This window comes from Gallaecimonas zhanjiangensis, from assembly GCF_057624825.1.
This window is the reverse complement of the sequence record NZ_CM172603.1, coordinates 24408-38012: the sequence shown is the minus strand read 5'-3', so window position 1 is coordinate 38012 and position 13605 is coordinate 24408. Positions and strand designations below refer to the sequence as shown.

9 protein-coding genes are annotated in these 13605 nt (G+C 60.7%); 7 read left to right on the top strand and 2 right to left on the bottom strand.

Annotated features, from left to right (window positions below):
- Position 1: 1 nt before the first annotated feature.
- A complete protein-coding gene (locus AC22G1_RS00140; RefSeq protein WP_487315004.1) occupies positions 2–1111 on the bottom strand; it encodes a LysM peptidoglycan-binding domain-containing protein in 1110 nt (369 codons plus the stop codon).
- A gap of 143 nt (positions 1112–1254) precedes the next feature.
- Here AC22G1_RS00140 and def point away from each other — a divergent pair, with 143 nt between their 5' ends.
- From def to AC22G1_RS00115, 5 genes are read left to right on the top strand one after another with little or no spacing between them, the layout of a single operon-like run.
- A complete protein-coding gene (gene def, locus AC22G1_RS00135) occupies positions 1255–1776 on the top strand; it encodes a peptide deformylase (protein ID WP_487315003.1) in 522 nt (173 codons plus the stop codon).
- Positions 1777–1787: 11 nt separating this feature from the next.
- Entirely contained in the window at positions 1788–2726 is a 939-nt protein-coding gene (gene fmt, locus AC22G1_RS00130) for a methionyl-tRNA formyltransferase (RefSeq protein ID WP_487315002.1), read from the top strand.
- Positions 2723–4018: a 16S rRNA (cytosine(967)-C(5))-methyltransferase RsmB gene (gene rsmB, locus AC22G1_RS00125; RefSeq protein ID WP_487315001.1), complete on the top strand. Its 1296-nt coding sequence runs from the start codon at positions 2723–2725 to the stop codon at positions 4016–4018. The genes fmt and rsmB overlap by 4 nt, the downstream gene beginning before the upstream one ends.
- 37 nt (positions 4019–4055) lie before the next feature.
- Entirely contained in the window at positions 4056–5432 is a 1377-nt protein-coding gene (gene trkA / locus AC22G1_RS00120) for a Trk system potassium transporter TrkA (RefSeq protein WP_487315000.1), read from the top strand.
- Between the two features lie 7 nt (positions 5433–5439).
- Complete coding sequence (locus AC22G1_RS00115; protein WP_487314999.1) at positions 5440–6882, top strand: TrkH family potassium uptake protein; 1443 nt, start codon at positions 5440–5442, stop codon at positions 6880–6882.
- Here AC22G1_RS00115 and hemG read toward each other — a convergent pair.
- Entirely contained in the window at positions 6857–7402 is a 546-nt protein-coding gene (gene hemG / locus AC22G1_RS00110; RefSeq protein WP_487314998.1) for a menaquinone-dependent protoporphyrinogen IX dehydrogenase, read from the bottom strand. The genes AC22G1_RS00115 and hemG overlap by 26 nt on opposite strands.
- A gap of 214 nt (positions 7403–7616) precedes the next feature.
- Between hemG and AC22G1_RS00105 the strand changes: the two genes are divergently transcribed.
- Positions 7617–10313 (top strand): bifunctional glycoside hydrolase/polysaccharide deacetylase family protein, encoded by a 2697-nt coding sequence (locus AC22G1_RS00105; RefSeq protein WP_487314997.1) that lies wholly within the window; start codon positions 7617–7619, stop codon positions 10311–10313.
- A complete protein-coding gene (locus AC22G1_RS00100; RefSeq protein WP_487314996.1) occupies positions 10310–13594 on the top strand; it encodes a tetratricopeptide repeat protein in 3285 nt (1094 codons plus the stop codon). Before AC22G1_RS00105 ends, AC22G1_RS00100 begins: the two co-directional genes overlap by 4 nt.
- Positions 13595–13605 lie beyond the last annotated feature (11 nt).

Below are 13605 nucleotides of genomic sequence, written 5' to 3'. Positions count from 1 at the left end.
GTTACTCCGGGTTGGTTGCGGTGTCCATCTCGCGAATGGGCTTCTCGGCCTTGAGGATCAGCGCCAGGCTGAGCTTGTCGAAGGTGCGGAACACCATCATGTGGCCAATGGCCTCAGACGGTTGCACCACTGTCACTTCGCTTGGCTTGTTGGAGGAGAACCAGCGGTCAAACACCGAGGCGTCTTCTTTGTACTCCACCTTGTCTTTCATCAGTACCGTGGCCCCGTCGCGGCGGGCATCCAGCACCATGCCGGGGTCGATGCCGTCACGGGCGCCTTTGTTGAGGACAACCACATCAAACTTGCCCAGGGCACGGGTTTTACGGGAAGAGTCGATGATACGGGCTTCCACCAGAGCGCCAGGAGCATGGGGCTGGAAGTACACTGGCAGCTCGTGGTCGTCCAGCGGCAGCAGGTAATCGCCGGGGCTTATCTCACGCTCCACCTGCACCACCTTGAGGGAGGCCAAGTCGAAGGTTTTACCGTCTTCGGCGTCACCAATCTGCACTTTTTGGATGTCTTCGGTTTTGACAACCGACACCAGCACCGCCTCGGTTCCCAGGTCTTCCTTGGTTTCCGGGTCGATGTAGTGGTTACCCTTGCGGTAGACCCCGTAGAGACGGCCGTTGACCAGGTTGTCGCCGCGGGCGTACATCTCCATGTTGGAGGTCAGGCGGCGGGTCAAATCGGCGCCGCCCGTTACCCTCGGCGCACCGGCCAACAGATCTTCGTCGATGATCTGCTGATGGGTCAGGAAGTTACGGATGTAAGCGGTTGGCAAGGTGGGAATGGCGTCTTTTTTGTCCACCACCCGTACCGTGGGCGACAATTTCACCATGGGTTTTCTCACCAACTGCGGTACGCCGTCGATGATCACCAAGCTGAGCTTATCCCCCGGATAAATCAGATGAGGGTTATCGACCTGCTCGTTGGATTGCCAGAGCTTTGGCCACAACCAAGGGTTTTTCAGGTATTTGGCTGAAATATCCCACAGAGTGTCGCCTTTTTTAACGACATAGCTCTCTGGAAAATCATTTTTCAATTGTAAATCGTCGGCAAAAGCCAGCCATGTGATGGCCGCCGTCACCAGTGCAAGCAGGATTTTTTTCATTTTTTTCGTCCTTTAGCCAGCCCCTCGCTGGCCGCTGAGAACCTTGGTTGATTATTATGGCTGTCATTGCCAGGTTCAAATGACTAAAATTACAGCATATTAGTCTGGCTTCATATCCATATTAGCGCAGTAATCAGAAACTTATGGCAGTTCTTAACGTTTTGCACTACCCAGATGAACGTCTCCGTACTGTGGCCAAACCGGTCGCAGAGGTCAATGACGCCATCCGTGAATTGGTCAGCGACATGTTTGAAACCATGTACGCCGAAAATGGTATCGGCCTGGCCGCCACTCAGGTGGATGTCCACCTGCAGGTGGTGGTGATGGACATCTCCGAAGAGCGCAACGAGCGGCGCGTCTTCATCAACCCCAAAATCATTGAAGCCGATGGCCATGCCATGGGCGACGAAGGTTGTCTGTCTGTACCCGGCTCCTACGCCGAGGTAGAACGGGCCGAGCATATCAAGGTCAAAGCCCTGGACGAGCAAGGCCAGGAGTTCATCCTGGAGGCCGATGGCCTGCTGGCCGTGTGTGTCCAGCATGAGCTGGACCACCTCAAAGGCAAGCTCTTCATCGATTACCTCTCTCCGCTCAAGCGCGAACGTATCCGTAAGAAGCTGGAAAAAGAGGCCCGTCAACAAGCCCGTCACGCCTCCACCATCTGACGAGGACTCCCTTGACTAAATTGCGTATTGTCTTCGCGGGCACGCCGGATTTCGCGGCCCGCCATCTGTCGTCTTTGCTGGCCAGCCATCACGAAGTGGTGGCGGTGTTCACCCAACCGGACCGCCCGGCCGGGCGCGGCAAAAAGCTCACTCCCAGCCCGGTAAAAGTGCTGGCCGAAGCCCACGGGGTGCCGGTGCACCAGCCGGTCAGCCTGAAAAAGCCCGAAGGCCAGGCCGAACTGGCTCAATACCAGGCCGACGTGATGGTGGTGGTGGCCTACGGGCTTATTCTGCCGCAAGCGGTGCTAGACATGCCGCGCCTTGGCTGCCTGAACGTGCATGGCTCCTTGCTGCCCCGCTGGCGCGGCGCGGCGCCTATCCAGCGCGCGATTTGGGCCGGCGACAAGGACACCGGGGTCACCATCATGCAGATGGACAAAGGCCTTGATACCGGCGCCATGCTGCAAAAGGCGAGCTTGGCCATCGAAGCCAATGACACCTCGGCCAGCCTTTACGAGAAGCTGGCCGAGCTTGGCCCTGTGGCGCTACTTGAGACCCTCGACAAGCTCGAGAGCCTGGTGCCGCAAACCCAGGACGACAGCCTCGCCAACTACGCAGAGAAACTCAGTAAAGAAGAAGCCCGCATCGATTGGCACCAAGAGGCTGCCTTTATCGAGCGCTGCGTCAGGGCTTTTAACCCTTGGCCGGTCAGCCATTTTGAGGTGCAGGAACAAAGCGTCAAGCTGTGGCAGGCCGAGGTGCTAAATACCCCCTGTAGCGACAGCCCCGGCACCATCGTCGCCTGCGGCAAAAGCGGTATCGACGTTGCCACGGGCAACGGGGTGCTGCGCATCCTGCAATTGCAGCTCCCCAACAAAAAGGCCATGTCTGCCAGCGACGTGCTTAACGCCCGCCAGGATTGGTTTGCCGTTGGCACGGTGCTGTCATGAGCGCCAAGCTTCGCGCTCAGGGCGCCCGGGTTTTGAGCGCGGTACTGGACGAAGGCAAGTCTCTCAATGAAGCCCTGCCCGTCGCCCAGGCAAGCCTTGCCAACCCCAAAGACAAGGCACTGCTCCAAGCCCTGTGCTTTGGTGCCCTGCGCCAATACCGCCTGCTGGAGGCAGCCCTTGGCCAGTTGATGGATAAACCCCTCAAGGGTAAGACTCGTATCCTGCAGCGGCTGCTGGTGCTGGGGCTCTATCAGCTCTATTTCAGCCGTATTCCGGCCCACGCCGCCGTTGGCGAAACCGTGGCGGCAGCGCCGCTGCTGGGCCAGGGCAAACTCAAAGGCCTGGTCAACGGCGTGTTGCGTAACGCCGAGCGCCAGGGTGAGGCTCTGCTGGAAAAGGCGGCCAAGAATAAGGCGGTAGCCACCTTGCATCCTGACTGGCTGATCGCCCGCCTCAAGGCCGCTTACCCGAGCAACTGGCAGGAGCTGACAGAAGCCAACAACCAGCAGGCGCCGCTGTGGTTGCGGGTTAACGGCCGCCAGGGCGACAAAGCCCAGTACCTTGACGCCCTCAGCCAAGCTGGCATCGAGGTAGTAAGTGAAGAATCACTTACCTGCGGCTTTTATCTTGCAGAGGCCCAGGATGTAACCGCCCTGCCCGGCTTTGCCGGCGGCGCGGTCAGCGTCCAGGATGGGGCCGCCCAATTTGCCGCCCAGCTGTTGGCGCCAGCCGACGGTGAGCGTATCCTCGACGCCTGCGCGGCCCCCGGTGGCAAAACCGCCCATATTCTGGAGCTGGCCGATGCCGAAGTAACGGCCCTTGATGTCAGCGAGCAGCGCTTGGCGCGGGTGCAGGAAAACCTGGCCCGGCTCAAGCTCAGCGCCAAGGTGGTGGCCGCCGACGCCAGCCAGCGTGATTGGTGGGACGGCAAGGCCTTTGATCGCATTTTGCTGGACGCTCCCTGCTCCGCCACCGGCGTTATTCGCCGCCACCCGGACATCCGCTGGCTGCGCCGCGACCAGGACATCGCCGAGCTGGCCGCCTTGCAGGCCCGCATCCTCGATAACTGCTGGCAGATGCTCAAACCGGGCGGCACCCTGCTCTACGCCACCTGCTCGGTATTACCTGTGGAAAACCGCGAGCAGGTGCAAGGGTTCTTGGCCCGCACCCCGGATGCCGAGCTGCTGCCCATCAGGGACGACGAGAGCGCACAACAACCCGGCTGGCAGCTGCTGCCCGGACAAAACAAGATGGATGGCTTCTTCTATGCAAGGGTGCTAAAAAAGCCGTAGTCCATTCCAAAGCCCTTTTGAAACGGGAACTTGGGTAATGAAAATCATCATTCTGGGTGCTGGCCAAGTGGGCGGCACCCTGGTTGAAAACCTGGTCGGCGAACAGAACGATATCACCCTGGTCGACCAGAACCTGGACCGCCTGCGCGAGTTGCAGGACCGCTTCGATATCCAGGTGATCCACGGCAATGCCGCCCATCCCGACACCCTGCGCCGGGCCGGCGCCGAAGACGGCGACATGCTGATCGCGGTAACCAACAGCGACGAAACCAACATGATCGCCTGCCAGGTGGCCTACACGCTGTTCCACACCCCCACCAAGATTGCCCGGATTCGCGCCGACCAATACCTCAAGCAGCGCGAAAACCTGTTTGGGGACGACGCCATCCCGGTGGACCACATCATTTCTCCCGAATCCTTGGTGACCAACTACATCCGCCGCCTGGTGGACTACCCCGGCGCCTTACAGGTGCTGGACTTTGCCGACGGTAAAGTAGGACTAGTGGCGGTCAAAGCCTATTACGGCGGGCCGCTGGTGGGTAATGCGCTCTCTACCCTGCGCGAGCACATGCCCAACGTCGATACCCGGGTGGCGGCCATCTTCCGCCAGGGCCGAGCCATCAAGCCCCAGGGCACCACGGTGATTGAAGCGGACGACGAAGTGTTTTTTATCGCCGCCTCCAACCATATCCGAGCGGTGATGAGCGAGCTGCAGCGCCTGGAACAGCCCTATCGCAAAGTGATGATCGCCGGTGGCGGCAACATCGGGGCCGGCCTTGCCAAGCAGCTCGAGAAGAAATACGCGGTCAAACTCATTGAGCGCAGCCCGGCCCGCGCCGCTTACCTCTCCGAGAAGCTCAGCGACACCATCGTCTTTACCGGCGACGCCTCCGACCAGGAGCTGCTGCTGGAAGAGCACATCGACCAGACCGATGTTTTTATCGCCGTCACCAACGACGACGAGGTAAACATCATGTCGGCAATGCTGGCCAAGCAGCTGGGCGCCCACAAGGTGATGGTACTTATCCAGCGCGGCGCCTACGTGGACTTGGTGCAAGGCGGCACCATCGACATCGCCATTTCGCCCCAGACTGCCACCATCTCGGCGCTGCTGACCCACATCCGCCGCGCCGACATCGTCAACGTCTACAGCCTGCGCCGGGGCGCGGCCGAGGCCATCGAAACCGTGGCCCACGGCGACCCTGGCACCTCCCACGTGGTAGGCCGGGCGGTGGCCGACATCAAGTTGCCGCCGGGGGCCAGTATCGGCGCCATAGTGCGGGACGACGAAGTGCTCATCGCCCACGACAAGACCATTATCGAAAGCGGCGACCATGTGATTTTGTTCCTGGTGAACAAGCAGCACATCACAGCGGTCGAGAAACTGTTCCAGCCCAGCGCTCTGTTCTTCTAGGCCGCCTATGTTCAATTACAAACCTGTCCTGTTCATCATCGGCGTCTTCCTCAACGTACTGGCGGTGATGATGCTGCTGCCCACCGCCCTGGCCTTCTGGGACGGCGAGCACGGCACGGTACAGTTTTTGGAGTCGGCCGCCATCACCTATGCCGCAGCGCTGCTGTGCATAACCAAGGGCAGCCGCGAGCTGGGCCGGTTCAAGGTGCGGGACATGTTCCTGCTCACCTCCATGACCTGGGTGCTGGTGTCGGGTTTTGCCGCCCTGCCGCTGGTGTTTGTGGAGCACATCTCCTACACCGACGCCTACTTCGAGACCATGTCCGGCATCACCACCACCGGCTCGACGGTGCTGACCGGCCTGGACACCATGCCCCATTCCATCCTGCTGTGGCGCTCCTTGTTGCAGTGGCTGGGGGGCGTGGGCTTTATCGTGATGGGGGTAGCGGTACTGCCCTTCCTGGGGGTTGGTGGTATGCGGCTGTTCCGCACCGAATCTTCGGAGTGGACCGATAAAAGCGCACCCCGTACCGCCACCCTGGCCCGGGACATTCTCTGGGTTTATCTCACCCTCACCGGCCTTTGCCTACTGTGCTACTGGCTGTCGGGCATGAACTGGTTTGACGCCGTCAACCACGCCATGACCACCATCTCCACCGGCGGTTACTCCACCTCGGACGCCTCCATGGCGCACTTTGGCAAGGCCAGCCACTGGGTGGGCACATTATTTATGATGACCGGCGGCATGCCGTTTTTGCTGCTGGTAAACGCGGTACGCAAGAACCAGTGGAACCTGTGGCGTGACGAGCAGTTCCGGGGCTACGTGCTGTTTTTAACGGCGGTGTCGGTGGTGCTGGCAACCTGGATGAGCCTGCATTCTGGCGAGCCCTTCCTCGATGCGCTGCGGATGTCGGCTTTTAACGTGGTGTCGGTGGTAACCACCACCGGTTATGCTCTCACCGACTACAGCCTGTGGGGCCCCTTTGCGGTGACCGCCTTCCTGCTGCTGATGTTTGTGGGCGGTTGTTCCGGGTCAACTTCGGGTGGCATCAAGATCTTCCGCTTCCAATTGGCAGCCGGCATGCTGCACCTGCAGCTCAAGCAGCTTATTCACCCCAATGCTGTGTTTGTGCAGAACTACAACCGCCGGCCGGTGAGCGACGACATCATCCGCTCTCTGGTGGCGTTTAGCTTCGCCTTCTTCCTGGTAGTGGCCTTTATCACCCTGGCCCTGGGTCTGTTGGGGCTGGACATGGTGACCGCCTTTACCGCTTCCATAACGGCGGTAACCAACGTCGGCCCCGGCCTTGGCGACATCATAGGCCCGGCCGGCAACTTTGCCAGTCTGCCCGATACCGCCAAGTGGTTGCTGGCCCTGGGCATGTTGCTGGGCCGCCTGGAGATCCTGACCGTGGTGGCGGTGCTTACCCCGTCTTTTTGGCGCCACTGAGCGCCTTGGCAAAGGCCTTTACCGCCGCCCAGTCGGTCAGTTCGACATTCTGGCGGGTATCGGTGGGGCCTTTGGTCAACCACATGATGAAGCGGATCATCAGCTTGTCGATAAAACGGTACTTATCCCACTGCAAAGCCCCGGCAAACACCGCCAACCGCTGCGGATGCCAGGGGCTCTTTTCCAGAAATTTCTGCATATAACGCGAGCCCTCAGGGGTGTCCTTGCCGGGTTTGCGGGCGGTCATGTTCACCGAGAAAAAGGCGTTGGGCCTGGCGGTCAATTCCACCGCATGGGCTTTTACAAAGTCGTACAGGCAAGACCGGTGGTCGCCATAACGCACCGCCGCGCCCACAATCACATCGTCAATCCCTTCCCATTCCGGCTCGCCATGGCGCTCGATATCGCAAAAGCGCACCTGGTGCCCGGCCTGCTGCAACTGTTCGGCTATGCGGTGCATGATGGTGCGGGTCTGGCCGTCGACAGATGAATAGGCCAACAGGAAAGTTGAATGAGCCATGACTGTTCCATGTGTTAAGAGTTGATGATATTGCAGGAATTCTTGATAAATCTCGCAAAACGGTGATTTTTGAACCAAAAAACACCCGTTCCCGGCTTCCATTATTTGACTAAGGAAAGATTCGTCAATATATTGACGCACTATTTTTACAAATGATTTCAGGCCTTTCCTACCGGTTTGGGCGACGCCTGCGCGAAGTAACGGATGTACTGAGATGATGCGTTGGCTTCTTGCCCTTTTTATCAGCTTTCATACTTGGGCTTCGACCAGCGACAGCGTTGCCTTTTTCTATGGCCAACACCAACCGCTGGCCGAGATGACCTTCTATCCTGGCGTGGTGGTCCAGCCCGATAATATCAGTGCCGAAGAGCTCAAATGGCTGAACGAAAGAGGCATTAAAACCTATGCCTACCTGAGCGTTGGCGAGTCCGATGCCAAAGACGCCAAGGGTCTCAAAGTCAACGCCAGTTGGCAAAGCCAGATCATGGACCTGACCAGCGACCGCTGGAAAAACCACCTTAGTACCCGTGCCAAGGAACTCAAAGCCAGGGGTTTTTACGGCCTGTTCCTCGATACCCTCGACAGCTACCAACAACTGCCGCAAGACCAGCAACCCGCCCAGCGCCAGGCACTGCTGGCTGCCGTGCAATCCTTGTCGGAGCAGTTTCAGCACCACCTGATTTTAAACCGCGGTTTTGAGTTGCTGCCCTGGCTCAAGGGCCAGGCCGAGCGGGTGGTGGCTGAAGGCTTGTTGAGCCATTTCAATCCCGAAGACAACAGCTACAAAGGCACCAACCAGGCCGACCAGCAATGGCTGAGCGCCCAGCTCAATACCGCCAAGGCCCTGGGCTTTGCGGTGCAAGTCATTGACTACGCCCCCTTTGCCAAAAGAGCCGCCATGGCCCAGCAGATCGTCAAGGCCGGCTTTGCCCCCTGGGTAACCGACGGCCACCTGCTGACCTGGGGCAGCTCCGAGCTGACCCCGGTGCCACGGCGGGTAATAGTGCCCTTCGACAGCACCCTCAAGCCACTCATCAATACCCAAGTGCACCAGCGCCTGTCCACCTTGATTGAATACCTAGGTTACCTGCCCGATTACATCGACATCAGCAAGGAGCCGCTGCCTCCGGCTGACAAGGCGCTCTTTGCCGGGGTCGTGGTGTGGGCCGAAAGCGCCGCTTTCTACCGCCCCGAGCTGGTGAGCTGGCTGGAAAAGGTGCAGGGCAAGTTGCCGGAACTGCTGCTGGGGGAGATCCCGCAGTCTCCCGCGTTATTAGCCGGCCTGGGCCTTAATCTGCAAAGCCTCTCGCCCAAAGGCCCCTTCAGCCAGACCGAGATGGCCCCCTGGCTTAAAGGCGAGACGGCGTTGTCGCTGAAAAACCTCGAGCCCTACTCTGCCACCCTGGCCGAAGGCGCCGAGGCGCTGATCAGCATCAAGGCCGGTAACGGCGAGCCGGTACTGCAGGGCGCCCGCACCGATAAAGGCGCCGTGGTGCTGTCACCTTGGCTTATTGATGCCTTGCCGCTCGAAGAAAACCGCTGGCTGATAAACCCCGTCGCCCTGTTGCAAAAAGGCCTGGGGCTGGCGCCTATTCCGGCCCCTGATGTCACCACCGAAAGCGGCCGGCGCCTCTTTACCCTGCATATCGACGGCGATGCCTTCCCCAGCCGCGCCCGCTTCCCGGGCCAACCCTTTGCCGGGGAAGTGATTGAAAAGCAGATCATCGAGCACTACCAGCTGCCTATTACCGTGTCGGTTATCCAAGGGGAAGTGGGCCCCACCGGCATGTACCCCAAGGAAAGCCCGCAGCTTGAGGCTATCGCCAGGGACATCTTCAAAAAGCCCTATGTGGAAATCGCCTCCCACACCTACAGCCACCCCTTTTTCTGGTCGCAAATCGCCGGGCGCGAGAAGCTCACCGAGGAAGACACCGAGTACGGCTTTCATTTGACCATCCCCGGCTACAACAAGATTGATCTCACCAAGGAAATCGACGGCTCTATCGACTACATCAACGAGCGCCTGGCCCCTAAAGATAAGAAAGTGGTGATGATGCTGTGGAGCGGTGACGCCGCCCCCGGCCCGGTGGCCCTGGCCCACGCCCGCAAGATGGGGGTACTCAACGTCAACGGCGGCAACACCGTGATGACCCGCGACAACCCCAGCCTCTCCGAGATCTGGCCCATCGGCCGCCCCGAGGGCGACCTGCTGTATCAGGTGTACGCCCCCATCATGAACGAGAACGTCTACACCGATCTCTGGCATGGCCCCTATTTCGGCTTCCGGCGGGTCAGGGAAACCTTCGACATCACCGGCCACCCCTACCGGCTCAAGCCGTTCGGGCTGTACTTCCACTTTTACTCCGGCACCAACCCGGCAGGCCTCCAAGCCCTTAGGGACGACATCGGCTATGTGCTGAGCCGCCCCAATACCCCGGCGCACTTGAGCCACTACGCCCGCATGGCTAAGGATTTCTACTTCAGCGCCCTGGCCCGCGATGCCAAAGGTGACTGGCTGCTGAGCAGCAAATACCTGCGCACCCTGCGCCTGCCAAAAGCGCTGGGTTATGCCCAGCTCGACGCCAGCCAGGGTCTGGCCGGGGCCACCGAAGATGGCCGCTACCTGCATGTGGTAAACGGCGATGCCCGCTTTGCCCTGGCAGGTAGCGCCAGCCCTCGCAAGCCTTATCTGGTGTCGGCCAACGTGCTGCTGAAAAGCTGGCAGTTGCCGGGCAAGGTGGCCTTCAAGGCCTGGCAAAAAGCGGACCTTATCCTCGCTAACGCCGAGGGCTGCCGTTTTGTCAGCGACCAAGGCCCCTCTTACAGCGGCCAGCAAAAAGGCCGGCTGACCGAGTTTTCACTGCCTGAAGGCGACTTTGCCGGGCACTTTGCGTGCGGGACTCAACAGTGAAAAAGCTCATCACAAAAGCCAGGCCGTCCCTTATTTCCCTGCCGGCAGCGGTATTGATGCTGCTGGTGACCTTTTTGCTGCTTTATATCCTGTTCCCAAGCTCGCTGTTTTTTGAAAACGATCAGGTACCCAAAGACCCCAACCTCGGAAGGGCCTACCTGCGCGCCGCCCTGGCTCAGGACCCAAACAACGAACACCTCAAGCAAAAGCTGGCCGAGGTGGAAATCAAACTTGGCGACCTGACCAGCGCCGCGGCGCTGCTGGCAGAGATCTCTGCTAGCAAGGAAAAGGCCGCCATCGAGCAGCAGCTTTACTACGCCAAGTTCCAGGCCGGCACGCTTAGCGCCAACGACAAAGCCAAGCTGGTCAGCAGCCTTGAGAGCAACCGCGACTGGACTCCCCAGCAGCTGCAGTATGCCCAGGCGCTGGGCCTGGAAGCGCAGCTCGCCCAGTATTATCAGGACCACGACCAGCCGCTGCTGGCCGCTCGCACCTGGCTGGCCGCCAACCACCCGGAAAAGGCCAGCGAGCTTTACGGCCAGCATTTGTCCAAAGACACCCTCAATGACGCCATCGCCGCCGCCCTGGCCGCCGGCCAACCGGTGCTGGCCTACCAGTGGTGGCAGCAATACGGCGACCAGAGCGATCTGCAGCGCGCCCTGAAGCTGGCCCAACTGGCCGGCAACAGCAAGGACACCCAGCGGCTGGCCGACCAGCTGCTGGCCCAGGATCCAAACAATGCCCAGCGCCAGGCCCTGGCCGAGCAGGCCCACCTGGCCAATGGCGACATCCAGGGCGCCGAGGTCATCTTGGAGCAGCGCCTGGCCCTGCAACCCAACAACCAGGCCCTGCATCAGCGGCGCTGGCAATTGCTGCGCTGGCTCAATCGCCCCGCCGACGCCCTGGACGAGCTGCGCTGGTTGATGGCCGACGGCAGTGCCACGCCAGCAGATGTGGAAGCGAGCCTCAATGATGCCAACGGCTTGTTCCGCTATGACGACCAGATAGCCATCTACCGCTACCTGGCTGGCCATCACCGGCTGAGCCCCCAGCGCTTTGACAGCTGGCTCGACGCCCAGGAATGGCAAGGCACCCCGGAGCAGGCGGTAGCCGACATTCACCACTACCAGCAGCGTTACGGCAAAGACAGCCAGAGCGACGGCTGGCTGGCCAGGCTCAACCACGAAATGGGTGACCAAGACGCCCTGCGCACCCTGTGGCCCACCTACAAAGGCCCCCGTGATGACCAACACCTGATTTGGTTTGCCCGCGCCTACTGGCTCGAGAACGATTACAAGGCGGCGCTGGCGGTGCTGAAAAACGGCAACACCAGCAAGGACATCAGCTTTTGGGATGCCCGCGCCGAAATGGCCTGGCGGGTTGGCAACAAGGCCGAAGCCACCTTTGCCTACCAGCGCCTGCATCAGCTGGCCCCCAACCTGCCCGGCCTGGAATACCGTTATCAGCAGGCTCGCTTTGGCGACGACAAGCCCGGCCTGCTGGCCTACCTGTGGACCCGCCCGCGCACTGCCAGCAACGTGGCCCGTATTGCCGAGCTGTGCTGGCAGCTGCAAGACGAGCAAGGCTTTGCCCGGCTGGCTGCGGTGCTGCCCAGCCAGCCGGCCGACCGCCAACTGGCCAGTGCCTGGCTCTATGTCGGGACCTGGCAGCAGCAACATCAACAGCTTGAAGAGGCCCGCGCGTCGCTGCGCCAAGCCAAACTGCTGGCCCCTGGCAGCACCGAAGTGGCGCTGTCTCAAGGCTGGCTGGCCCTGGCCCTGCAGGACAAAAAGGCGGCCCAGGCCATACTGGACGAGCACCAGCAGCAGCCAGCCTCCGATGCTTGGGCGCCATTGCTGGGCAGCCTTGCCCAGTTCTTGGGTGACCACCGCCAGGCCTATTTCTATTTCCGCTACATGGCCAAGCGTCATCCCAAGGATCTGGCCAACCTGGTGAACCTCGCTTCCGAGATAGAAGCTCTTGGCCGCCATGACGACGCCTTCCGCCTTAACCGTTACCTGGCCCGCCAGTTGCCCCAGAACCAACAGGCCTATGCCGATCTGCAGCTGAACTGGTGGGGCGAGCGGGTGGTGCCCTTCTTGCAGGCGCGCCTGGGCATGGACACCATCGCGCCCATGGCTCCCGAGCAGGCTGCCTCCTATTGGTGGCTACACCGCCAGGCCGCCAAACGCCTGTTGCCCTGGCAACAGTTGCAACTGGCGATGCTGGACGGCGATTTCCATACCGTGAAATCCCTGCTGGCCAAGGGGCAGGTCAGCCAGACTACCGACAAGGTCAGTGCCTGGCTTTACCTCAACCGCCCCTACCAGGCTATGGAAGCCTGGGACAAAGGCGTGACCAGGGAGGCCACCGAGACTGAGCTAGATCTGGCAAGGGCGGCCCGCCCGGCCCACTTCCGGGCCCTGGCGTTCTGGCTGCAACCCGATGCCGGCCTCAAAAGCGCCCAGCAGCAGGTAGAGCTGTATCTGCCCTTTGCCCAGGCCCAATGGAAATTCAGCGCCGGCTATCAAGATAACCAGGGTAACGACGGCAACCTGATGGCGGCCAACGCCGACTGGCAATACCAGCGCTGGCACCTGAACTTGGATGTGGACCATCACCAAGGTGAAGGCGCGGTGCGCTCTGGTCTGGCGGTGGCGGTGGACTACCAATGGGACCAGCGCACCCGCCTTGGCCTGGATCTGGCCACCAGCCAGGAGAGCCGCCAGTCTGACGTGCTGCTAGCCTGGGGCGAGCAAAGCCTGTTTGGGGTGAACGCCAATTACCGCCTGGATAACCGCCAGTCGCTGGCGTTGTCTGCCGCCCACCTCAAGGTAGGGCTGCGTGACGGCCCTTCTTTGGCGAGCGGCCAACAGTACGACGCCCGCTATCAATTTGATCTGTTGGCCGACCGCCCAGGCTGGGCCCTCTATGGCGCCGCCATCTGGCAAAGCTTTCCCAATCGCCCGCCGGTACCGGTGCCGCATCACCCTGAATACCAGGCGCTGGTGGAGCCGTTTAGGCGCTACGCCATCGGTTCTGTCTGGGGGCCGGGAGCCGAACTGACCCCGCCGCACCTCGGTGCGGAGCCGGCCTGGACGGTGGATGTCAGCGTCGGTTACCAGCCCCGAATAGGCCAGGCCGACTTTACCCTCAGTACCGGCGCCGGCTGGTCGGTCACCGGTGACGACCTGTTGCAGCTGAAACTCAATTACCAGAGCAGTAACCGTCAGGGTGCCAGCGACACCCAGGTCCAGCTCGGTTACTACCTTCATTTTTAACAAGGAGACGC